Here is a 23,105-nt window from a genome sequence, read left to right as displayed (position 1 = left end):
GCTGAACTGATAACACGCCCTAGATAAACACATGAACGTCGATTTCCCTGAAAGAACTGATTCATCGATCAAACTGGTTGATGCCTGCTGACAGCATTGAAAATGCTACTGGGTCCGTCTTGAGGCAGACGCCAGGCATGCGCCACGAACTCCTGAAAAACCACCTACGCTGTCTTTTTACGTTAAAAGTCGGCTCAAAATGCTCATTTATACGTATAAACTCCACTTTTCGCCGACTTTTGTCTTGAACTGACTGCCTCGCTGATGTTCCTCAGAGGCGCCTATAAAATGCGAAATGCATGCTGGCAAAATGTTTTTATCTTTTAGTCGGCCTGTTTTCTGAGGAAGGCAGGAATATCCATCGGATCCATTCCTGCTTGCTGCATAGCAGCTACAGCAGCGTTGCTTCTTCTACCGGTTCTCATGACAGCGGGCTCATCCACCTGATGGGAGGCTATTCTGTCATCAGTGCCCGTGCGGGCATGGATGATGGTCATGGGCCTTTGGGCTTGCTGGGAGATATTACCCAGTCCTGTTGCAACGAGTGTGACACGCAGACTGTCATCCATATTTTCATCAATAACCGTACCGACAATTACGGTTGCATCTTCAGCTGTCATTTTCTTGACGGTATCCATGACCTCCTGTACTTCACGCATTTTCATGGCAGAACTGGCCGTTATGTTTACCAGTACGCCGCGCGCTCCCGTCAAGGTAATTTCTTCAAGCAAGGGACTGGCAACGGCTTCTTCTGCGGCCATACGTGCACGATCGACACCACCGGCAGCTGCGGAACCCATCATGGCCATACCCATTTCAGACATGACAGTCTTGACATCAGCAAAATCCACATTGACCAGTCCCGGGCAATTGATGACTTCCGCAATCCCTGCGACAGCGCCATATAGCACGTCATTTGCTGCCTTGAAAGCATCCAGCATGCTGATATCATTTCCCAGCACCTTCATCAGCTTGTCATTTGGAATAACAATCAGCGAATCGACATGTTCCGCCAGTGCTTCCATGCCAGCCTGTGCTGTTTTCAGACGTTTACCCTCAAAAGAGAATGGTTTGCTGACAACGGCAACGGTCAGAATACCCATTTCCTTGGCAATCTGGGCTACGATCGGAGCTGCGCCTGTACCGGTTCCGCCTCCCATTCCGGCAGTAATAAACAGCATGTCAGCACCCTGAACGATTTCAGCGATACGATCCCGATCTTCCAGCGCCGCTTCTTTACCTATCTCCGGATTGGCCCCAGCCCCCAGGCCCCGGGTTACATTATTACCAAGCTGCAACAGGGTTTGTGCACGATTTGCCTGAAGCGCCTGTGCATCGGTATTCATGCAAATAAACTCGACACCTTTAACCTCATTACAAATCATGTGATCTACAGCATTACCGCCGCACCCGCCAATACCTATGACTTTGATGATGGCTTCCTGAGATTCGGTATTCGTGATTTCAAACATTACATTTCTCCTATTGCATGGTGAGTTTTCAAACAATATTCCGCTGATAGAACATTTTTTAATCTGATTTAGAAGTTTTCCTGAAACCAGCTTTTCATTTTTGCTAAAACCTGCCTGGTGGAACCACTTTTCAGTTTTGCCTGGTGGTGATGAAAATGATCTTCCATGCCTGCCATCACCAGGCCGATGGCAGTCGAGTATCTCGGTGTCCGCACAACATCTTCCAGGCTGCCGTTATAGGCAGGTAACCCGAGTCGTACGGGCATATGAAAAATCTCTTCTCCCAACTCAACCATCCCCAGCATGGAACTGCTGCCACCAGTGATAACAATGCCTGATGAAAGCAATTGCTCAAAACCGCTGCGCCTCAATTCCGCCTGAATCAGCAGATAAAGCTCTTCTACACGGGGCTCGATAACCTCGGCCAGGGTTTGCCGTGACAACGGGCGAACACCACGATTACCCACATCCGGTACTTCAACCATTTCCCGGATATCGGCCAGCGTGCGCAAGGCAGTGCCATAACGACACTTGATATCCTCCGCATCCTTCGTGGGTGTGCGCAATGCCATGGCAATATCATTGGTGATCTGATCGCCGGCCACTGGAATCACTGCGGTATGCCGGATAGAGCCATCCGTAAAAACAGCGATATCAGTCGTACCACCACCAATATCAACCAGACATACGCCCAGATCCTTTTCATCTTCGGAAAGCACCGCTGTCGCCGAAGCCAGTGGCTGCAGGATAAGATCCCGCACATCCAGCCCACAGCGATTGATACACTTGGCAATATTCTGGGCGGCGGATACGGCTCCGGTTACGATATGAACCTTGACTTCCAGTCGGATGCCACTCATTCCAACCGGTTCGCGTACATCTTCCTGACCGTCAATAATGAATTCCTGTTGCAGGATATGCAGTATCTGCTGATCAGCAGGAATATTGACCGCCTTGGCAGTTTCCATCACTTTTTCCACATCCGCCTGCGTGACCTCTTTATCCTTGATTGCCACCATGCCATGCGAATTAAAGCTCTTGATATGGTTGCCGGCGATCCCGGCATATACATCACTAATCCGGCAGCCAGCCATCAGCTCAACTTCTTCCAGTGCGCGTTGAATAGCATTGACGGTTGCTTCGATATTGACCACTACGCCTTTTTTCAAGCCTCGCGAGAGATGGCTACCCAGACCAATAATCTCGAACCCTCCTTCGGGCTTTATTTCAGCGACAATGGCCACGATTTTCGATGTACCGATATCAAGACCGACAATCAGATTCTTGCCTTCCTTGACTTTACTCATTTGAAAATCCCCCGACTTCATAGTTATGGTGCTCTATTACCTTGAGCCCGAATAATTCATTAGGTGGCACCTGATATTGCGCAAATATCGATAGCCAGTTCACGGCTATTTTTATCACTTACCCAGCGTCCGTAAGCCGGCCATGGACTTCTTCCGGCAATAAAACGATCACCCAATTCATCTCACTCCTCTCGCGCCTTAATGAATCATTCGAGTTCGTTCAACACATAAACTCACTGTGTGCGAACTGCAAACCCACTGGCATAACGTAAATCTACATAAGCAGAATGGCCATACCAATCCAGATCTTCGTGATATTGCGTATGAACGGCCACATAACGTTTCAAACGCAATTCCATCTGCCTTCTTCCCAATTTAAGCCAGGTTCCCGTATTCAGCCGTACGTGCCATGCATGCCGGGGCGTCAGGGCAATCTCCGTAACCGTATACCCGGTCGGCTGCAGCAATTTGCTAAAAATATGATACTGGCGTGTAATCAGGTGGCTGCTTTTATCGGGACCTGTAAATACCGGAAGGTGCGCACGATCCATGATCGCGTGAAATATTTCCCCGTTTGTATTGACCAGCGCTGCCTCTCCCCAGGAAGCAAACGGTTTATGCTCTTCGAGTAGTATGTTCAATGCAGGTGGCCAGTCACGCAAAATTTTAACTGAACGCACCCATGGCAATTCCATGAAGGCTTTTTGTAAAATCTTCAGATCAATCATGATGAAATTTCTATTCGTCGAGTTATGCATGATCTGTTTAATCTGATCTCGTGTGATATGCATCAGGTTCATATTATTTGTCTGGCTCTTGTCCACAATCTCCACCCGAACCTCCCGCAATGCAAAGAACGGCAGCGCCAACACCCTGATTCCTACTGCATAAATCACAGCCAGCAGGACGCCTGTCAGCAGAATGTTTGCCAGAAGATTTAAGGATTGGTGATCGTTCCACATAGATTCTGTTTACCATGGCTCAAACTCAGAATGCGTACGACAAGCTCATCAAAGGAAATACCTGCAGCATATGCAGCCATTGGCACAAGGCTGTGATCGGTCATTCCTGGTGAAGTATTGGCTTCAAGAAAAAAAGGGTGCTCATTTGCATCCAGAATCAAATCTACTCGGCCCCAGCCGACACATCCCAATATTCGATGAGCATATAAAGCCTGTTCCTGTATGCGGGTTGTCAGTATTTCTGACAATCCGCCCGGACAGGTGTAGCGAGTGCTATCAGAAAAATATTTTGCCTGATAATCATATAGGCCAGCTGCCACATCGATTCGTACCAGAGGAAGCGGCATATCATCCAAAATGGCCGCCGTCAGCTCAATTCCCTGAACAAATTGCTCTGCCATTACAAGCGAATCGTAGCGTGCAGCTGTCTGATAGGCAGATTGCAAATCCCGTTCGTTATCCACTTTGCTTAATCCGATCGTGGAACCTTCCCGGGCAGGTTTTATAATAAGGGGGAATCCCAGTCTGTTTGCCGCTTCCCGCAAATCACTGCCGGCATCAAGCATGACGTAATCAGGTGTACTGATACCGCACGCCTGCCAAATCATTTTTGTACGCCACTTATCCATTGCCAGTGCACTGGCCAGTATCCCGCTGCCGGTATACGGCAGATCCATCAACTCCAGTGCGCCCTGAATAGAACCATCTTCACCATAGCGGCCATGCAGCGCGATAAATACCCGATCAAAGCTTTGCTTCAACAGATTTTCCAGAGGCTGCCCGGCTGGATCAAAGGCATGGGCATCCACCTTGCTTCGCTGCAGTGCTGCCAGTACGGCATGGCCGCTTTTAAGCGAAATTTCACGTTCAGCAGAACGCCCTCCCATCAATACAGCCACTTTCCCAAGATCATGCATGTTCACGGTTCATTTCCCTTGTGCTGTCCGATAATACGCACCTCCGTAACCAACCTGATGCCGGTCTTCTCATAAACAATTGCTTGAACAGCATCAATGACTGCTTCAATTTCTGCAGCGGTAGCGTGACCATAATTGAGAATAAAATTAGCGTGTAACGTAGAAATCATCGCATCACCGATACGAAATCCCTTCAGACCGCATTGCTCAATTAACCGGGCAGCATGATTTCCTGGCGGATTGCGGAAAACCGATCCCGCATTGGGAAGACCCAATGGCTGCGTCTTGCTGCGCGCACCCAACAGGGTTTTAACAGCCTGACGGGAAGATGCCTGTTTACCGGCGCGAAGCCTGAACCAGCCACCGACAAACCAGGTATCAGGCGTTGCAGGCAACATAGTCCCGCGTGACACAACCTGACGATAGCCAATACAGTAGTCTTCAGGCACTTGCTCATGTAATGCACCGCTGCGATCTATCGTTTTGACCTGTTCTACCCATTCCCATGTTTCAGAACCATAACAGCCGGCATTCATCGCCAGTGCACCGCCAACGGTACCGGGAATACCTGCCAGAAATTCTGCACCCGCCAGGTTGTGCGATGCAGCAAACCTGGCCAGCTTGGCACAGGACACACCTGCTCCAGCATAAATCAGGCCACTGTTTTCATCCTGTTCAATCAGTAACAGGTCATTGAGTTTTGCATGCAATGCAATGACAGCTCCCGGTAATCCACCCTCCCGAACCAGCAGATTGCTGCCCAGACCAATCATTACAACCGGCTCATCTTTTGGCCAAAGACGTAAAAACAGAGCCAGATCTTCCAGATCCGCCGGTTGATAAAAACAAGCAGCGTGCCCACCGGCACGCCAGGAAACATGCCGCTTCATGGATTCATGCCAGCGCAGTTCACCACGCAGTAGATCTATGTCGATAGCGGGCACCCGGCTTTGCAAGCCCGGCATATCCATATCGATGGGGGATCGGGTTTCTGTCTGCATATCTATGGTCAGCCAGTTATCAGTGTCAACTTCGTTGTCGGTTCTGCCAGATCGGGCACGGTTTTTCCGATTGATCCGGCTCCCATAACGAGTACCACATCCCCCTCCCGTACAACGGTATAAACGGTGGATTTCAACTCGTCGATGTGCTCGATATAAATAGGCTCAACCTTTCCCTGCACCCGGATCGCTCGCGCCAGAGATTTGCTGTCGGCAGCAATAATCGGCTCTTCACCAGCTGAATATATTTCGGTCAACAACAATGCATCCGCGCTGGATAACACCCGGATAAAATCCTCAAACAGATCCCGTGTACGACTGTAACGATGTGGCTGAAACACCAGAACCAAGCGTCGACCAGGAAAAGCATTGCGAGCAGCCGCCATCGTGGCAGCAATTTCAGCCGGGTGATGTCCATAATCATCAACGAGGGCAAAAGATCTTCGATCCGGCAGACGTATTTCACCATACTGTTGAAATCGCCTATCAACTCCGCCAAAGGTCGCCAGTGCTTTTACCATTGCCTCATCCGGCACATTCAGTTCGTTGCCAACTGCAATGGCTGCCAGTGCATTCAGGACATTGTGTTTGCCCGGAAGATTGAGTGTGATATCCAGTGTCCGTGCTAAGCCATTAACGCCGATGTGGGCACGAAAATGCATCTTGCATTGATCGTGCCGGATGTGGGTAGCGTATATCTGCGCACTTTCCGATGCTATGCCGTAGGTGGTCACCGGGCGGGAAATCATGGGGATGATGTCGCGCACATGAGGATCATCTGCACATAGTACCGCCATGCCATAAAAGGGCAGATGTTCGATAAATTCGATGAAAGTCTGTTTGAGACGGCTGAAATCATGCTCATAAGTACTCATGTGATCTGCATCGATATTGGTTACCACAGTCAGCACCGGTTGCAGATAAAGGAACGAAGCATCGGACTCATCCGCCTCCACCACAATGAATTCACCCTTACCCAGTTTGGCGTGACTATCGACCGTTTTGAGCCTGCCACCTATTACAAATGTCGGATCCTGGCCCGCTTCCGCCAGAATACTGGCGACCAGACTCGTGGTCGTGGTTTTGCCATGCGTGCCCGCAATTGCAATACCCTGGTGCAGGCGCATCAGCTCTGCCAGCATCATGGCACGAGGTACCACAGGGATACGGCGTTCCCGCGCCGCAATAACCTCCGGATTATCGCGCTGAATAGCGGTTGAGATCACAACAGCATCCGCAGACTGGATATTTTCGGCTGCGTGCGTGTGATGAATGACAGCGCCCAGGCATTGCAAGCGCCGGGTGGTCGAATTACGGTTCAGATCCGAGCCGCTGATCCGGAAGCCCTGATTGATCAGCACTTCGGCAATCCCGCCCATACCCGAGCCGCCAATCCCTACAAAATGAATATGCTTGATTTTATGTTTCATTGGTTTGTCCCAGTAATTGCTGGCATGCTTCGGCCACCTGCTGTACTGCTTCGGGCATAGCCAGCGCGCGTGCGCTGAGAGCCATCGTTTGTAATTGCGGGCGCGTACACGTCATCAGCCAGTGTGCCAGTGAGGCTGCAGTCAGTTCAGATTGAGGCCATAAAACAGCGGCGTTGTGCTCACTCAGAAACCGTGCATTGGCTGTTTGATGATCATCCACGGCGTAGGGATAAGGCACCAGGATGCTGGCCACCCCTGCAGCGGCCAGTTCAGAGACCGTCAACGCACCGGCGCGACAGATTACCAGATCACAATCCTGGTAATGCGCAGCCATATCCTCAATAAACGCGACCAGATTGCCTGTGACGCCATGATCGGCGTATACCTGTTGCAAAGCGGCGAGATGAGCTTTTCCCGACTGATGGGTCACGAATGGTCGCTGATTTTCGGGAATCATACTCAATGCCTGTGGCAGCAGGGTATTCAATGCTTGTGCACCCAGGCTGCCACCGACCACCAGGAGGTTCAGATTGCCTGTCCGGTTTGCGTAGCGTATCTCTGGCGACGGGAGTTGTGCGATTTCTGTTCTCACTGGATTGCCGGTAACCCGGGTTTTACCTGTCTGATCCGTGAGGGTGCCAGGAAATGCCAGCAGGATACGATCGGCAATTTTTGCCAGTATTTTATTGGTCAATCCCGCAATTCTGTTTTGCTCATGAATCAGCAGAGGTTTTCCGGTTAAAACAGCCATCATTCCTCCGGGCAGCGCCGGATAACCCCCCATCCCCAGTACGACCTGAGGATGCTGACGATGCAGTATCAGGAGACTTTGCCAACAGGCTTGCACCAGTTTCCAGGGCAGGAATAAGTAGCTCATCAGTTTTTTACCGCGCAACCCAGAAAAATTGATCAGTTCGATAGCAAAACCATGCTGCGGCACCAGTGTAGCCTCCATACCGTTACGCGTACCCAGCCAGATAACCCGCCAACCGTTCATCTGCATGAAACGGGCTACCGCAAGCCCCGGAAATACATGCCCACCGGTTCCTCCTGCCATGATCATGATCGTGGGAGACACGCTGCGAACTCCATATCCGAGACATACCACTGCACAGGCTGCGGGTGTTTATTCATACATTCCGTCCTCTGCGTTTCTGCCGGTTTTCCCAATTGACCCGTAACAGTATGGCAACCGCAATACTGTTGATAACGATACTGCTGCCGCCATAACTCATGAACGGCAATGTCAGGCCTTTAGTAGGAAGCAAACCCATATTTACCCCCATGTTAATGAACGCCTGAAAACCCAGCCAGACCCCAATCCCTTGTGCAACCAGTGCTCCAAATTGATCTCCCAGCATGGCTGCTGCATGACCGATTTTGAATGCACGGATCAGCAGAAAGAAAAACAGCGCTATAACCGTGGCCACACCGGCAAAACCAAGTTCTTCCGCCAGGACTGCAAACATGAAATCAGTGTGAGCTTCGGGCAGATAACTCAATTTTTCTACACTGCCTCCAAGACCAACACCCCACCATTCGCCAAGCCCGAATGCGATCAAGGCATGCGTGAGCTGATAGCCTTTGTTGAACGGATCATTCCATGGATCAAAAATAGCGTTGATCCGATCCATGCGATAGGGCTCAAATATAATCAGCAAAATCAGCAGTATCGGTATCAGGCATAGCAACCCCAGAAATATTTTCAAGCTCATTCCATTGATGAACATGATAGACAACACGATGGCCGCTATTACCACTACAGCTCCCAGATCCGGCTCCATCAGCAAAAGCAGGGAAACAACGGCCAGTAATGTAAGGATGGGTAAAAACCCCTTGAAAAAATGTTCCTTGTAAGCAACTTTGCGTACAACGTAATCCGCAGTGAAAATCAGAATGAGCAATTTCATCAGCTCGGAAGGCTGGAAGTTGAATATCACCAGGGAAAGCCAGCGACGGCTGCCATTGATTTCAAGGCCAATGCCCGGAATCAGCACCAGGAGCAACAGTACGATGCCTATCGCAAGCAGATAGTAGGAATAAATCTGCCATTTACGCAGTGAAATCTGGAAAGCGATCATTCCGGCAAATATTCCCAACACTATGGAAAAAGCCTGCCGGACAAGAAAATAGTAAGTACCTCCCTCACCATATTTCGATTCGGCGATTGCGATCGAAGCGGAATACACCATAACCAGCCCCAGACCCAGCAACAGCAGAACAGCTGAAAGCAGATGCAAATCCAGCTCTGACTGGATTGGCTGATTATGTACAGTAGATGAATTCATCATATGTTCAGTGACATGTCTGTGCCGTGAATACAAATTTATGTGCGATTCCCTGGACAGCCGCTGTAAAAACCTCGGCACGATGAACATAGTCGTTGAACATATCGAGACTGGCACAGGCCGGGGAAAGCAGAACGACATCACCCTGCTCCGCCAGTAAAAAACTTACCCGAACGGCTTCATCCATAGTCGTCACGTAATGCACTGGCACATTGCAGCTCTGGATCGCCTGTGCAATTTTTCCGGCATCCCTCCCCAGCAGCACAATGCCGCGTGTATGCTTGCAGATTGGCTGCTCCAAGGGCGAAAAATCCTGTCCCTTACCATCCCCACCCGCAATCAGAATTACGTTTTTCCGAAAGCTTTTCAATGCGGCAGCAGCAGAACCTACGTTGGTACTTTTGGAATCATCATAAAAAGTCACACCATTGAACTCGGCAATTTTCTGCATGCGATGCGGCAACCCCCTGAAGCTATGCAAAGCATGCAATAATGACGCAAAAGGCAGATCAATCGCCCGACACAATGCCAGTGCTGCCAGTGCATTGGCTGCATTATGCAATCCTGTAACAGCAAGCTCGCTGATTTTCATCAGGTGGGTCGTACCTTGCGTCAGCCATAAATCCGATCCGCTGGGTGACACGCCAAATTCGTCATCAAACGCCGGGACAGACAAACCAAAAGTTAATTGTTTTCTATTTCCACAAGCCATGGCGTATACCCGGGCATCGTCCCGGTTGAGTACCTGCACACAGCTGTTATGCGGACCATGAAATATCCTTGCTTTTGCGGCCGCATATTCCTCGATCGTAGCGTAACGATCCAGATGATCTTCACTGAGGTTTAATACGGTTGCAGCATCCGGTTGCAGGCTGCTGGTAGTTTCCAGTTGAAAGCTGGACAGTTCGAGCACCCACAAATGTGGCCATTTTTCTGTATCCATGCGCTGCATCAACGCATCCAGCACCGCTGAGCCGATATTACCCGCCACTTCCACATCCCATCCGCTATTTTTTGCCATTTCACCGACCATAGTGGCAACGGTGGTTTTCCCATTGGAACCGGTGATCGCCAGAATTTTCGTACCTGGTGGTGCGTGCTGATCAAGTGCAATGGCAAACAACTCAATATCCCCGATGACCGGCACACCTTGCTGCAATGCAGCCTGCACCAGTGGCTCAGCAATTGCCACACCGGGGCTGATAGCGATTACATCAATGCCCTTGAGCAATTCCGCACCGAACGGGCCGCAGAAGATAGCTTCACGCGGCACCATTTGGTTCAGTAGTTCAAGATTTGGGGGAGGGGTGCGTGTGTCAGCCACGGATACCCGGGCTCCGGCACGGGAAAGCCATTTGACCATGGATATACCGGTCTTACCCATACCAAGAACCAGTGTATTTTTGTCGGCGTAATTCATCGCAGCTTCAATGTTGATAAACCGATCAGCACCAGAATGATAGTAATAATCCAGAATCTCACCACAACCTGGTTTTCCTTCCATCCCTTGAGTTCATAATGATGGTGCAGCGGAGCCATACGAAAAACACGCCTGCCAAACAATTTGAAGGAGGCGACCTGGATCATGACCGACAACGCTTCCACGACAAACACGCCTCCCATGATAACCAGCACGATTTCCTGGCGAATAATGACGGTTATCACCCCGAGTGCTGCACCAAGCGCCAGAGCACCCACATCACCCATAAACACTTCCGCCGGATTGGCGTTAAACCATAAAAACGCCAGGCCGGCACCAGTCAACGCGCCACAGAGAACCGCCAACTCACCCGCACCGGGAATATGTGGAATACCAAGATATTTGGAAAATATGGCATGACCGGTAACGTAGGCAAAAATGGCCAGTGCACCGCTGATCATGACTGTGGGCATAATGGCCAGTCCATCCAGTCCATCCGTCAGGTTGACTGCGTTGCTGCTGCCAACGATGACCAGATAGGTCAAAATGATGAATAAAAATGGTCCCAGCGGAATTGCGACTTCCTTGAAAAACGGCACAATCATTTCAGTGTGCTGGGGGAGCTCGGCGGTCATGGCAAGATACACTGCGATCAGCAACGCAATAATTGATTGCCAGAAAAATTTGGCTGAAGCCGACAGCCCTCTGGAATTATGCTGTACAACCTTGCGATAATCATCCACCCAGCCGATTGCACCAAACCCCAGGGTTGTCAGTAACACCAGCCAGACATAACGGTTATTCAGGTCTGCCCACAACAGAGTTGTAATAATGACTGCCATCAGAATCAGCGTGCCACCCATGGTCGGAGTGCCCGCTTTTGTCAGATGAGATTGAGGACCATCGCTGCGTACGGACTGGCCAACTTTGCGTGCAGTCAGGCTGCGGATCATGGCCGGGCCAATCATAAAAGAGATGATCAGTGCAGTCAGTGCTGCCAGCATGGTGCGCAGCGTGATGTAACTGAATACGTTAAAAGCACGAATATCTTCTGCAATCCATTGAGAAAGTGCCAGTAGCATTCTATGATTCCCGTTGCAGCAGCCTGCTGCCAGCACAAAAAACAGTTTTGATCAGATCATCCATCATGTTTTCGAACGTATTTATGCCTGCAATTGCTCGATCACACGCTCCATTCGCATGAATCGTGAGCCCTTGACCAGAACGGTAACATTTTTTTCCAGACAATCTTTTGCCTGCTCCAGCAGGGTATCCAGATCAGCAAAAGATTGTGCGCCACTGCCAAACCCCGCAGCAGTTTGTCGGCTTAATTCTCCCAGCACCAGTAATGCATCCACGCCGGCTGCTGCAGCCTGCTGACCAATGCTGTAATGGAATGCGGCCGCATCCGCACCCAGTTCTCCCATGTCCCCCATGATCAGTATCTTTTTGCCGGGCATTTCTACCAGAACATTCAGGGCCGCCCGCATGGAATCCGGGTTGGCATTGTAAGTGTCATCAATCAGAATCGATTGGTGCAGTCCTGTTTTTTTCTGCAGACGTCCGGGAATTCCTCTGAAATCGCATAACCCCGCAGCGATTGCTGTCGGATTGATACCAGCGGCAGTAGCTACTGCCGCTGCAGCCAGCGCATTATAAATATTATGATGACCTGGCACTTGCAGCGTTATTTCAACGCCACCGTCCGGCAGCTGCAGCAACCATGCAGATCCTGAGGAACCGGGCACTCGTTGCGCACTGATTGCGGCAGTATTCGTTATGCCGAAATCCAGAATCTGCCTGTTTCCGGCAAGCTGTCGCCAGAGCAGGGCATAAGGATCATCTGCATTAATGACTGCAACCCCTTGTGTTGCCAGTCCCTCAAAGATTTCTCCCTTAGCACGAGCGATTGCTTCGGTTGTGCCAAGATATTCAATATGTGCAGTACCGGCATTGGTGATCACAGCAATCGTGGGTGTGGCAAGCTGGCTGAGATAGGCAATTTCACCGGAATGGTTCATGCCCATTTCAATAACCGCGCAGGTATGCCCGATATTAAGCTGCAACAGCATTTGTGGAACACCAATATCGTTATTCAGATTGCCGGCTGTTGCAAGAACGTTTTCTGGCCCGAATGCATGCCTGAAAATGGCTGCACTCATTTCCTTGACGGTGGTTTTGCCATTACTGCCCGTTACGGCAATCAGCGGCAGCGTAAAGCGCTGACGCCAGTTTGCAGCCAGCTGGCCGAGACCAAGCCGGGTATCGTTTACCTTAATCCAGCCGAAACCGGATTGTGTCGGAGTGATGGCAGTGTCTGCCGAAATCATCGCAGCAACGGCACCTTTTTCGATGGCAGCATAAATAAACCGATGACCATCAAACTGCTCTCCGGATAATGCAACAAAAAGATCACCCGGCTTCAATGTGCGGCTGTCGGTACTAACTCCAGTGAACACCGGATTATCGCCAGACCAGCTTGCGCGCAGGGCCAGTGCAGCTTCCTGTACGCTTATCATCCCTGCACCTGTAATTTTGGATCAGTCAGATCATGTAATACCTGTCGCACGACCTCGCGATCATCGAATGGATATTTTTTTCCTTGTATTTCCTGGTCGGTTTCTGCGCCCTTGCCGGCGATCAGCACGATATCACCCTTACGCGCGCCATGAACGGCCCGGTAAATGGCTGCAGTGCGATCCTCTTCAATCGTGCAATGCTTGCCACTGGCTCCAAGCATGATTTCATTGATAATATCTGCCGGATTCTCACTACGTGGATTATCGCTGGTAATGATGACCTCATCCGCCAGACGCGCGGCAATCTCTCCGATCAACGGACGCTTGCCACGATCCCTGTCTCCTCCGCAACCGATCACACAAACCAGTTTTGCCTGATTCTTTCGTATGTTTTTTTTCATGCGCGTGCCAGCCAACGTTTCACGTAAGCCGGTCAATACTTCATTTAACGCATCGGGGGTATGCGCATAATCAACGATCACAACAGGCTGATCTTTCCCTCCCAGTTTTTCCATCCGCCCCGGAATCGGCTGTACTTGTTGCAAGGCGGCTACCGCATCATCAAGATCAACACCACTGGCAAGTAAAGTGGCCAGTACAGTCAGCAGGTTGTATGCGTTGTAACGACCGATTACATTGCATTGCAAACTGGCACGTTGATCGCAAAATTCAACGTCAAAACCAATATGTTGCGTAGTAAATTGCAGATTGCTTCCGTAGAGTATTTTCTGATTACCGGTGGTTGTGCGGACTGATCGATCAGGCTGCCTGAAGCCGTAACCTATGATCGACATATCTTTCCAGGCCAACTGTTGTGATAATTCCACACCCAGTACCTCGTCCAGATTGAGCACAGCGTGTTGCAACCCTTCCCAGAAAAAAAGCTTTGCCTTGGCGGCAGCATAGGCATCCATGCTGCCGTGATAATCCAGATGATCACGTGTCAGGTTAGTCAGTACGGCAATCGAAAATTCAGAGCCGGCCAGCCTGTCTTGAGAAAGGCCATGTGAAGAAGCCTCCATCACCAGGGAACGGGCGCCTTGCTGCAAATATCCAGCCATCAGTTGCTGCAGATATACTGCACCCGGTGTTGTGTGGCTGGCACGATTCAATGCTCCCGGAAAGCCGTGTCCCAGCGTGCCGATAATAGCTGTCTTTTCCTCCAGTGCCATCATGGCCTGGGCGTACCAGTGACTGCACGTGGTTTTCCCGTTGGTGCCTGTGATTCCAACCAGCCGTAAATGCCTGGAAGGATGCTCGTACACCTGGCTGGCGATTTTTCCAGCTTCGTGGCATAACCCGGATATACCCAGATTAGGTATTTTCCACTCTGGCTTCCAGGAAAATCCCTGCTTCTCCCAAATGATTGCATTAACCCCCAATGCGATTGCATGTGGAATATCATTGCGCGCATCATGATGTTCACCGACACAAGCCAGGAAAGTATCACCTGATTTTAGTTTGCGGCTGTCTGCCACCAGATGCCGTATCCTGACGCTCAGTTGATCCAACAGACAAGCGAGATAAATTTCATCTGACCCCAAGCCCGGTGAAACGCTCATCCCTTATCTTCCAATTCCGTACGCACTGGTGATATGACCAGATTGCCCAACGGCCCATCAAACGGTATGTTCAATATCCGCAACGTGCCTTCCATTACCCGACTGAAGACGGGGGCGGCTACTGTGCCGCCGTAATAATTACCTCCCGAAGGTTCATCAATCATGATTGCAATAATTACACGCGGATCGGATGCCGGAGCAAAGCCGACAAATGAAGAAATATAGCGATCCTTAGCATAACCTTTCCGATCCTTGAAGCGTTTGTGTGCCGTGCCGGTTTTTCCTGCAACACGATAGCCACTGATACGCGCGCTACTTCCTGTGCCTTCAGGCTGAACAGCAAGCTCAAGCATTTTTCTGACCGATTGCGCAGTTTCACGTGAAATAACTTTCTGACCAACAGCTGGCATATCACGTTTTAACAATGTAACAGGCTTTAGCTCTCCATCCGTGGCGAACAGCGTGTAAGCACGCGCCAGTTGCATTAAACTGGCTGAAATACCATGGCCATAGGACATGGTGGCCTGTTCGATCGGCCGCCATGTGTTATATGCGCGTAACCGCCCACTTGCCTCGCCGGGAAATCCAATACCGGTTTCAGCACCAAAACCTGAACGATTGAGCATTTCCCAGAAAGTTTTCGGAGGAAGCAATAAGGCAATTTTAGCGGCACCGACATTACTGGAAGCCTGGATCACCTGAGAAACGGTCAGGTTACCCTTATCACGCACATCATGGATAACAGCTCTGCCTATTTTCAACTTGCCTCCGGAAGTCTCCATCAGCGTATCCGGTGTGATCCGGCCAGTTTCCATGGCCACAGCCACGACGAACGGCTTTAATGTTGAACCAGGTTCAAACGTATCAACCAGCACACGATTGCGAATCACTTCATTATTCATGCTTGAGCGCTGATTGGGATTGAAAGCCGGGTAATTTGCCATTGCCAATACTTCACCGGTTCGCACATCCAGTGCCACGATACTGCCCGTTTTAGCGTGCTGCTTTTTTACTGCGCGTGCCAATTCCCGGTAAGCAAGATACTGTATTTTGCTGTCAATCGACAGAATGACATCCTGACCAGGTTTCGGAGATTGAATCTGTTCGACATCCTCCACGATCCGTCCGATCCGATCCTTGATTACACGCCGCTTGCCATCCTCGCCGGTAAGCATATCCTGCCACGCCAGCTCCACTCCTTCCTGCCCCCGGCCATCTATATCGGTAAAACCCAGAATATGCGCTGCCAGCTCGCGCGCCGGATAGTACCGATAGAATTCATGTTTGAGATTAACCCCTTTTATGTTGAGTTCAGTCACTTTTTCTGCCAGCGCGGGAGGAAGCTGCCTTCTCAGATATACGAATTTTTTGCCGCTGTCGATGCGCTGCCGGATCACTGCTTCCTTCACACCTATCAAACCGGCCAGTTGCTTGATCTGTTCCGGCGTAGCATGCACTCTTTCTGGTTCGATCCATATAGATCTGACAGGTGCGCTCACAGCGAGGATTTCGCCATTACGATCCTTGATGTTGCCGCGCTGCATATTTTGTTTAATAACCCGTTCGTGGCGTGATTGTCCTTGTTGCTGCAGAAAATCCTTATTCAGCGCCTGCAAATAAACTGCCCGAGAGATCAGTATGGTCAGGCTTGTCAGTAAAAATCCCAGCACAAGGCGTGAGCGCCATTCCGGGATGAGGGAAGCTGTTTTACGGGAAGGGTTAAACAAAACTTTCATTCGGTCTCGCCCGGAGTCAGAGTGTAATCAGGATGATGGATAACCAGAATATTTTCGGTAGTGGGCGGTGTAACCATACCGAGTTCTTTCCGGGCGATTTTTTCTACACGCGCAGACATGGCCAGTGTACTTTGCTCCAGTTGTAGCTGACTCCACTCGATTTCCAGCTGCTCGGTCAATTTTTGTCCCTTTTCCTGTTCCATGAAAAGTTTGCGCGCTTCGTACCGTGCGGTCACAATGCCCAAACCGCAGATAACCAACATTACAAATAAAAAAATATTCAGTTTGATCATCTGTTTATCGCATTGCTGGTTTCCAGTTTTTCTGCCACCCGCATGACAGCGCTGCGTGCCCGTGGATTAATGGACACTTCATCCGGTCCCGGGCGAATTTTTTTACCGATGATCTTTAGCCTATGCTGATCGTATAAACGGCTTTCCTCCTCCCGGACAGGCAATTTTCGCGGCAGAGTATTCGTTCCGGCCTGCATACGCATGAAACGTTTGACGATGCGATCTTCCAGTGAATGGAAGCTGATCACCACCAGCCGGCCGCCCGTATTTAGCAACTCCACGCATTGCGGCAATGCTGTTGACAGTTCTTTAAGTTCCTGGTTGAGATGAATCCGTATCGCCTGGAAAGTACGTGTTGCCGGATGCTGTCGATCGTCCCGATAGCCGTGCTTACGCATAGTTGTTGCGATGATTCCGGCAAGCTGAAACGTAGTGACAATGGGCTGGTGTGCCTGTTCCAGAGTAATCGCACCTGCAATCTGCCCAGCATATCGTTCTTCGCCATAGGTTCTGATTACTTCCTTTAATTCTGTTTCTGATGTCGCAGCCAGCCACTCTGCTGCTGTTTTACCCTGACTGAAATCCATACGCATATCCAGAGGTCCATCATGGCGGAAGCTAAATCCGCGCGAAGCTTCATCCAGCTGAATCGACGATACGCCAAGATCCAGCAGGATGCCGTCGACCCGATACATGCCCATCGACTGGAGTGCTGCATGTATTCCCGCATAACTACCGTGTACGGCATGAAATCTTTCATCCAGGATGGATCGGGCATCGGAAATGGCTGCCGGATCCTTATCAAATGCAATTAAGCGGCCTGATTTACCCAGTCGTGACAAAATCAGGCGGCTGTGACCGCCTCGACCATACGTTCCATCCACATAAATACCGTCTTTTTTTATGTTCAGTGCATCTATAGCCTCTTCCAGCAAAACAGGTACGTGCACGGCGTTACCGGCAACACATTACAGTGAGAATCCCTCCAGTTCGGGTGGAATATCTCCATCCTTGCAAGCAGTTGCTGTATCGATTTCCAGATTCCATTTTTCCATATCCCAGAGTTCAAATTTCTCGCCTTGTCCCGCAAGCACGACTTCTTTCTGTAAACCGGCAAACTGCCGCAGAGGAGTACTGATCAGAATACGTCCAGAGCTATCCATTTCCAGGTCACAGGCATTCCCGATAACAAGTCTCTGCAAACTCCGGATCTGCGGATTGAAACTGGGAAAACCATTCAATTTCTTTTCAATTGGCTCCCATACGGGCTGGGGATATATCAATAGACACCTAGAGGGATCAGCGGTCACGACAATATTGCCTCCGCAGCTGGCGAATAACTCATCCCGATACTTGGCAGGAATCGCGAGCCTTCCCTTGCTATCAAGATTTAATTGGGTGGAGCCGCGAAACATTTCATCTCTTTTAATTCCAATGAAGGTGTCCGTTTACTATTTAAATCACTCTATCCCACCAGTATCCACAATTTTGCATATTTCACCACTTTTGCCCACTTTACTCAATAAAATTTTCAGGGTCAAGTCAGGAAGAGTTTTTATATTGCGGTGACAGCCACTTAACAAATTCTTCCAATAGCCACTTCGGATAAAATCCGTCTCATAAGTTGCCAGTAGGCAAAATTGCTACGCACCTAATTGCACGCCTGATACACTGCTTAGTTATATGATCCTCTTTGCAGGAAATCACCACATCGTCTGCCTCATCAAACCTGCTTGTCAGATGGTGTGCCAGATGCACATTTGAGTGTATTCAGCTACGGTTTCCAGGATAAATTCAGAAAATATTGCAAATTAAACCAGTATGGCTTTGATATTTTGGGAACAGGCAGTGAATGATTTGTCGGTACGTGATCCGGTGATGTGCCGAATTATTCAGTGTTATGACGGCTCCCTGTCCGAAGAAGAAAGTGACGCATTCACGACACTGGCACGTGCAATTGTGGGTCAACAGATATCAATCAAGGCAGCAGCCAGTGTCTGGCAGAGGATAACCACCTCAATCCCAGAATTTACCCCGGAAAGATTGATTTCTACAGAAACAGGTGTATTGAGAACATGTGGCGTGTCGGCACGCAAAGTCGATTACTTACGAGATTTATCTCACCATTTTCTGGAAGGCATGTTGGCAACAATAAACCGGCATGAGTTAGATGACGAACTTCTTATCCGCAGGCTTATTCAGATCAAAGGGATTGGTCGATGGACAGCAGAAATGTTTCTGATATTTTACTTGCATCGTCCGGATGTGCTGCCGTTAGATGATATTGGCTTGCAACGCGCTGTCAGCAAACATTACAGCCAGGGTCAGCCAATTGATAAACGTGGCATTCTTGCTATAGCCGAAAACTGGCAACCCTGGCGATCCGTTGCCACTTGGTATCTATGGCGCAGTCTTGATCCGATTCCAGTTATGTACTGATATCATCAGTACAGTCTGTGTCCGCTTATTTTAGAAAATAAGATTTCGTATAATTACAGCGACTATGATCAACCCAATCCCGGCCATGCTAGACAAATCGATTTTCTGACCGTCCGTATACAACCAGGCAATCAGAATTACCAGAGCGATCCCCGCTCCTGACCAAGGCCACGCCAGCAGGAATGACTTTCAACGTGAGAGAAAGGAAGAAAAAGGCACAACCATAGCCGATAATAATGACAACTAGTAAGGGCGGCAGACAAGAGAATGTCTCACTGGACCTAGAAAAACGTAACAATGACCTCTGCGTTAATAACAGCAGCAAGATAAAGTCAACTCGTGTATGCGAGCCACTTCCAACATGAGATAAATTATTAGCGACAACAAAACTTGTGGTTTTTAACCACTAGTAAATTACCTTAAAATAAAAACTGGAGATGAAAACAGAATGAGGCTACAAAAATGACTTTATTAAAGCCATGTTCTACACGACTATAATAAATAAAGAAGAGATATAAAATCTGAAGAAAGGGTAATGCGATATTTAATCAATATCTTAAAAAACACTAATCAGAATCAAAAATCATGGCTAAGGCATAGAACAGCCCTAACCATGATCTTGAGTAAAGTATTTTTAAATCCACTGTTCAAAAATACTTTCTGAATAGAAAGCCTGGCGGTGACCTACTTTCACATGCGAAAACATACTATCATCGGCGCTGCTTCGTTTCACTTCTCTGTTCGGGATGGGAAAAGGTGGGTCCAAAGCGCTATGGCCGCCAAGCATAAAAGGTAAAATTGGGTAGTATTATTGTAACTACTTACTAATCACAAGAATAAAATTAATTTTCAAGATTATAGGATCAAGCCTCACGGTCAATTAGTATCGATTAGCTTAACACATTACTGTGCTTCCACACTCGACCTATCAACGTTGTAGTCTCCAACGAACCTTTAGGGGAGTTATACTCCCGGGAAATCTAATCTTATGGCAAGTTTCCCGCTTAGATGCTTTCAGCGGTTATCTCTTCCGCACTTAGCTACCCGGCGATACGACTGGCGTCATAACCGGTACACCAGAGGTGCGTCCACTCCGGTCCTCTCGTACTAGGAGCAGCCCCACTCAAATTTCCAACGCCCACGGCAGATAGGGACCAAACTGTCTCACGACGTTTTAAACCCAGCTCACGTACCACTTTAAATGGCGAACAGCCATACCCTTGGGACCGACTACAGCCCCAGGATGTGATGAGCCGACATCGAGGTGCCAAACTCCCCCGTCGATATGAACTCTTGGGAGGAATCAGCCTGTTATCCCCGGCGTACCTTTTATCCGTTGAGCGATGGCCCTTCCATACAGAACCACCGGATCACTATGACCTGCTTTCGCATCTGCTCGACTTGTCAGTCTCGCAGTTAAGCACGCTTATGCCATTGCACTATCAGCACGATTTCCGACCGTGCTTAGCGTACCTTCGCACTCCTCCGTTACTCTTTGGGAGGAGACCGCCCCAGTCAAACTGCCTACCATACACGGTCCTCGATCCAGATTATGGACCTGAGTTAGAATTTCGATCACTCCAGGGTGGTATTTCAAGGTTGGCTCCACATACTCTAGCGAGCATGTATCACAGCCTCCCACCTATCCTACACAAGAATAATCAAAATCCAATGTAAAGCTACAGTAAAGGTGCACGGGGTCTTTCCGTCTAGCCGCGGGTAGATTGCATCTTCACAAACATTTCAACTTCGCTGAGTCTCAGGAGGAGACAGTGTGGCCATCGTTACGCCATTCGTGCAGGTCGGAACTTACCCGACAAGGAATTTCGCTACCTTAGGACCGTTATAGTTACGGCCGCCGTTTACCGGGGCTTCGATCAAGAGCTTGCACCCCATCACTTAACCTTCCGGCACCGGGCAGGCGTCACACTCTATACGTCCACTTTCGTGTTTGCAGAGTGCTATGTTTTTATTAAACAGTCGCAGCCACCATTTTATTGCAACCTTTTTCTGCTCCATACGCAAAGTATTTCACATACCAAAGGCACACCTTCTCCCGAAGTTACGGTGTCAATTTGCCGAGTTCCTTCTCCTGAGTTCTCTCAAGCGCCTTAGAATTCTCATCCTTCCCACCTGTGTCGGTTTACGGTACGGTCCTTATTTAACTGAAGCTTAGCGGCTTTTCCTGGAAGCATGGCATTACTTGCTTGGCTTCCCTAAGGAAGTTTCGTTATCACATCTCAACTTAGCTATTCGGATTTACCTAAATAGCATGTCTACCTGCTTCAACCAGGACATCCAACACCTGGCCAAGCTAGCCTTCTTCGTCCCCGCATCGCATTAAATAAAGGTACTGGAATATTAACCAGTTTTCCATCAGCTACGCATCTCTGCCTCACCTTAGGAGCCGACTAACCCTGCGCCGATGAACGTTGCACAGGAAACCTTGGGTTTTCGGCGAGGAAGCTTTTCACTTCCTTTATCGCTACTCATGTCAGCATTCGCACTTCCGATACCTCCAGCAATTCTTACAAATTACCTTCGCAGGCTTACGGAACGCTCTCCTACCACTTGCAATAATTGCAAGTCCTTAGCTTCGGTGTACAGTTTAGCCCCGTTACATCTTCCGCGCAGGACGACTCGATCAGTGAGCTATTACGCTTTCTTTAAAGGATGGCTGCTTCTAAGCCAACTTCCTGACTGTCTATGCCTTCCCACTTCGTTTACCACTTAACTGTATCTTTGGGACCTTAGCTGAAGGTCTGGGTTGTTTCCCTCTCGACACCGAACGTTAGCACCCGATGTCTGTCTCCCATACTTACATTTTTTGGTATTCGGAGTTTGCAATGGTTTGGTAAGTCTTGACGACCCCCTAGCCATAACAGTGCTCTACCCCCAAAAATGATATATGAGGCACTACCTAAATAGTTTTCGGAGAGAACCAGCTATTTCCAGATTTGTTTAGCCTTTCACCCCTACCCACAGCTCATCCCCTAATTTTTCAACATTAGTGGGTTCGGACCTCCGCGAGGTATTACCCTCGTTTCATCCTGGCCATGGGTAGATCATCTGGTTTCGGGTCTACACCCAGCAACTCATCGCCCTATTAAGACTCGTTTTCACTACGCCTCCCCTATCGGTTAAGCTCGCTACTGAATGTAAGTCGCTGACCCATTATACAAAAGGTACGCGGTCACCTCTTACGAGGCTCCCACTGTTTGTATGCATGCGGTTTCAGGATCTATTTCACTCCCCTCCCGGGGTTCTTTTCGCCTTTCCCTCACGGTACTGGTTCACTATCGGTCGATTACGAGTATTTAGCCTTAGAGGATGGTCCCCCTATATTCAGACAGGATTTCACGTGCCCCGCCCTACTTTCCGCAATCTTAGTTCCATATTCAGATTTTCATCTACAGGACTATCACCCACTATGGTTTAACTTTCCAGATAATTCGATTAATCTAAATATTAAATATTGCTGGCTGATCCCATTTCGCTCGCCACTACTCTGGGAATCTCTTTTGATTTCTTTTCCTCTGGCTACTTAGATGTTTCAGTTCGCCAGGTTAGCTATCATTTCCCTATATATTCAGGAAAGACTACCCTTACGGGTGGGTTTCCCCATTCGGACATCTTCGGATCAAAGCTTGTTTGCCAGCTCCCCGAAGCTTTTCGCAGGCTTCCACGTCCTTCATCGCCTGTAATCGCCAAGGCATCCACCACATGCACTTGTTCACTTGATCCTATAATCTTGAAAAC

17 protein-coding genes, 2 rRNA genes and 1 pseudogene are annotated in these 23,105 nt (G+C 49.2%); 1 reads left to right on the top strand and 19 read right to left on the bottom strand.

Going from position 1 to position 23,105, the window contains the following annotated elements:
- Nucleotides 1–323 precede the first annotated feature (323 nt).
- The 16 genes from ftsZ to mraZ form a co-directional block, all read right to left on the bottom strand.
- Nucleotides 324–1,472: a cell division protein FtsZ gene (gene ftsZ / locus ABO04_RS10845; RefSeq protein WP_160810663.1), complete on the bottom strand. Its 1,149-nt coding sequence runs from the start codon at nucleotides 1,470–1,472 to the stop codon at nucleotides 324–326.
- 68 nt (nucleotides 1,473–1,540) lie between these two features.
- Nucleotides 1,541–2,779, bottom strand: coding sequence for a cell division protein FtsA (ftsA, locus tag ABO04_RS10840; RefSeq protein ID WP_160810662.1), 1,239 nt, complete (start codon nucleotides 2,777–2,779; stop codon nucleotides 1,541–1,543).
- A gap of 233 nt (nucleotides 2,780–3,012) precedes the next feature.
- Complete coding sequence (locus ABO04_RS10835; RefSeq protein ID WP_160810661.1) at nucleotides 3,013–3,741, bottom strand: cell division protein FtsQ/DivIB; 729 nt, start codon at nucleotides 3,739–3,741, stop codon at nucleotides 3,013–3,015.
- A complete protein-coding gene (locus ABO04_RS10830; RefSeq protein ID WP_160810660.1) occupies nucleotides 3,717–4,664 on the bottom strand; it encodes a D-alanine--D-alanine ligase in 948 nt (315 codons plus the stop codon). Before ABO04_RS10830 ends, ABO04_RS10835 begins: the two co-directional genes overlap by 25 nt.
- A complete protein-coding gene (murB, locus tag ABO04_RS10825; RefSeq protein WP_160810659.1) occupies nucleotides 4,661–5,659 on the bottom strand; it encodes a UDP-N-acetylmuramate dehydrogenase in 999 nt (332 codons plus the stop codon). The genes ABO04_RS10830 and murB overlap by 4 nt, the downstream gene beginning before the upstream one ends.
- 8 nt (nucleotides 5,660–5,667) lie before the next feature.
- Nucleotides 5,668–7,089, bottom strand: a complete 1,422-nt coding sequence (gene murC, locus ABO04_RS10820) for a UDP-N-acetylmuramate--L-alanine ligase (RefSeq protein WP_160810658.1) — start codon at nucleotides 7,087–7,089, stop codon at nucleotides 5,668–5,670.
- Nucleotides 7,079–8,152, bottom strand: a complete 1,074-nt coding sequence (gene murG, locus ABO04_RS10815; protein ID WP_160810682.1) for an undecaprenyldiphospho-muramoylpentapeptide beta-N-acetylglucosaminyltransferase — start codon at nucleotides 8,150–8,152, stop codon at nucleotides 7,079–7,081. The genes murC and murG overlap by 11 nt, the downstream gene beginning before the upstream one ends.
- Before the next feature lie 67 nt (nucleotides 8,153–8,219).
- On the bottom strand, nucleotides 8,220–9,380 hold the full coding sequence (gene ftsW, locus ABO04_RS10810; RefSeq protein ID WP_160810657.1) for a putative lipid II flippase FtsW: 1,161 nt from the start codon (nucleotides 9,378–9,380) through the stop codon (nucleotides 8,220–8,222).
- Nucleotides 9,381–9,384: 4 nt separating this feature from the next.
- Nucleotides 9,385–10,797, bottom strand: a complete 1,413-nt coding sequence (gene murD / locus ABO04_RS10805) for a UDP-N-acetylmuramoyl-L-alanine--D-glutamate ligase (RefSeq protein WP_160810681.1) — start codon at nucleotides 10,795–10,797, stop codon at nucleotides 9,385–9,387.
- Nucleotides 10,794–11,879, bottom strand: coding sequence for a phospho-N-acetylmuramoyl-pentapeptide-transferase (gene mraY, locus ABO04_RS10800; protein ID WP_160810656.1), 1,086 nt, complete (start codon nucleotides 11,877–11,879; stop codon nucleotides 10,794–10,796). The genes murD and mraY overlap by 4 nt, the downstream gene beginning before the upstream one ends.
- Before the next feature lie 81 nt (nucleotides 11,880–11,960).
- Nucleotides 11,961–13,316 (bottom strand): UDP-N-acetylmuramoyl-tripeptide--D-alanyl-D-alanine ligase, encoded by a 1,356-nt coding sequence (gene murF / locus ABO04_RS10795; protein ID WP_160810655.1) that lies wholly within the window; start codon nucleotides 13,314–13,316, stop codon nucleotides 11,961–11,963.
- On the bottom strand, nucleotides 13,313–14,878 hold the full coding sequence (locus ABO04_RS10790; protein WP_160810654.1) for a UDP-N-acetylmuramoyl-L-alanyl-D-glutamate--2,6-diaminopimelate ligase: 1,566 nt from the start codon (nucleotides 14,876–14,878) through the stop codon (nucleotides 13,313–13,315). The genes murF and ABO04_RS10790 overlap by 4 nt, the downstream gene beginning before the upstream one ends.
- On the bottom strand, nucleotides 14,875–16,614 hold the full coding sequence (locus tag ABO04_RS10785) for a penicillin-binding protein 2 (RefSeq protein WP_160810653.1): 1,740 nt from the start codon (nucleotides 16,612–16,614) through the stop codon (nucleotides 14,875–14,877). Before ABO04_RS10785 ends, ABO04_RS10790 begins: the two co-directional genes overlap by 4 nt.
- On the bottom strand, nucleotides 16,611–16,907 hold the full coding sequence (gene ftsL / locus ABO04_RS10780; RefSeq protein WP_160810652.1) for a cell division protein FtsL: 297 nt from the start codon (nucleotides 16,905–16,907) through the stop codon (nucleotides 16,611–16,613). The genes ABO04_RS10785 and ftsL overlap by 4 nt, the downstream gene beginning before the upstream one ends.
- Nucleotides 16,904–17,857, bottom strand: a complete 954-nt coding sequence (gene rsmH, locus ABO04_RS10775; protein ID WP_160810651.1) for a 16S rRNA (cytosine(1402)-N(4))-methyltransferase RsmH — start codon at nucleotides 17,855–17,857, stop codon at nucleotides 16,904–16,906. Before rsmH ends, ftsL begins: the two co-directional genes overlap by 4 nt.
- 18 nt (nucleotides 17,858–17,875) lie before the next feature.
- A complete protein-coding gene (gene mraZ / locus ABO04_RS10770; protein WP_160810650.1) occupies nucleotides 17,876–18,322 on the bottom strand; it encodes a division/cell wall cluster transcriptional repressor MraZ in 447 nt (148 codons plus the stop codon).
- Between the two features lie 406 nt (nucleotides 18,323–18,728).
- Here mraZ and ABO04_RS10765 point away from each other — a divergent pair, with 406 nt between their 5' ends.
- Entirely contained in the window at nucleotides 18,729–19,346 is a 618-nt protein-coding gene (locus ABO04_RS10765) for a DNA-3-methyladenine glycosylase (protein WP_160810649.1), read from the top strand.
- 30 nt (nucleotides 19,347–19,376) lie between these two features.
- Here ABO04_RS10765 and ABO04_RS11950 read toward each other — a convergent pair.
- The 3 genes and pseudogenes from ABO04_RS11950 to ABO04_RS10755 all read right to left on the bottom strand — a co-directional run bounded on the left by ABO04_RS11950 (nucleotide 19,377) and on the right by ABO04_RS10755 (nucleotide 23,089).
- A pseudogene (locus ABO04_RS11950) lies at nucleotides 19,377–19,660 on the bottom strand (SMR family transporter).
- A gap of 357 nt (nucleotides 19,661–20,017) precedes the next feature.
- A 5S ribosomal RNA gene (rrf, locus tag ABO04_RS10760) occupies nucleotides 20,018–20,130 on the bottom strand.
- Between the two features lie 75 nt (nucleotides 20,131–20,205).
- Nucleotides 20,206–23,089: ribosomal RNA gene (locus tag ABO04_RS10755) — 23S ribosomal RNA — on the bottom strand.
- Between the last annotated feature and the right edge of the window lie 16 nt (nucleotides 23,090–23,105).

The organism is Nitrosomonas sp. HPC101, from assembly GCF_009833125.1.
Lineage (GTDB): Bacteria > Pseudomonadota > Gammaproteobacteria > Burkholderiales > Nitrosomonadaceae > Nitrosomonas.
This window is presented reverse-complemented; position numbering and strand designations above follow the sequence as displayed.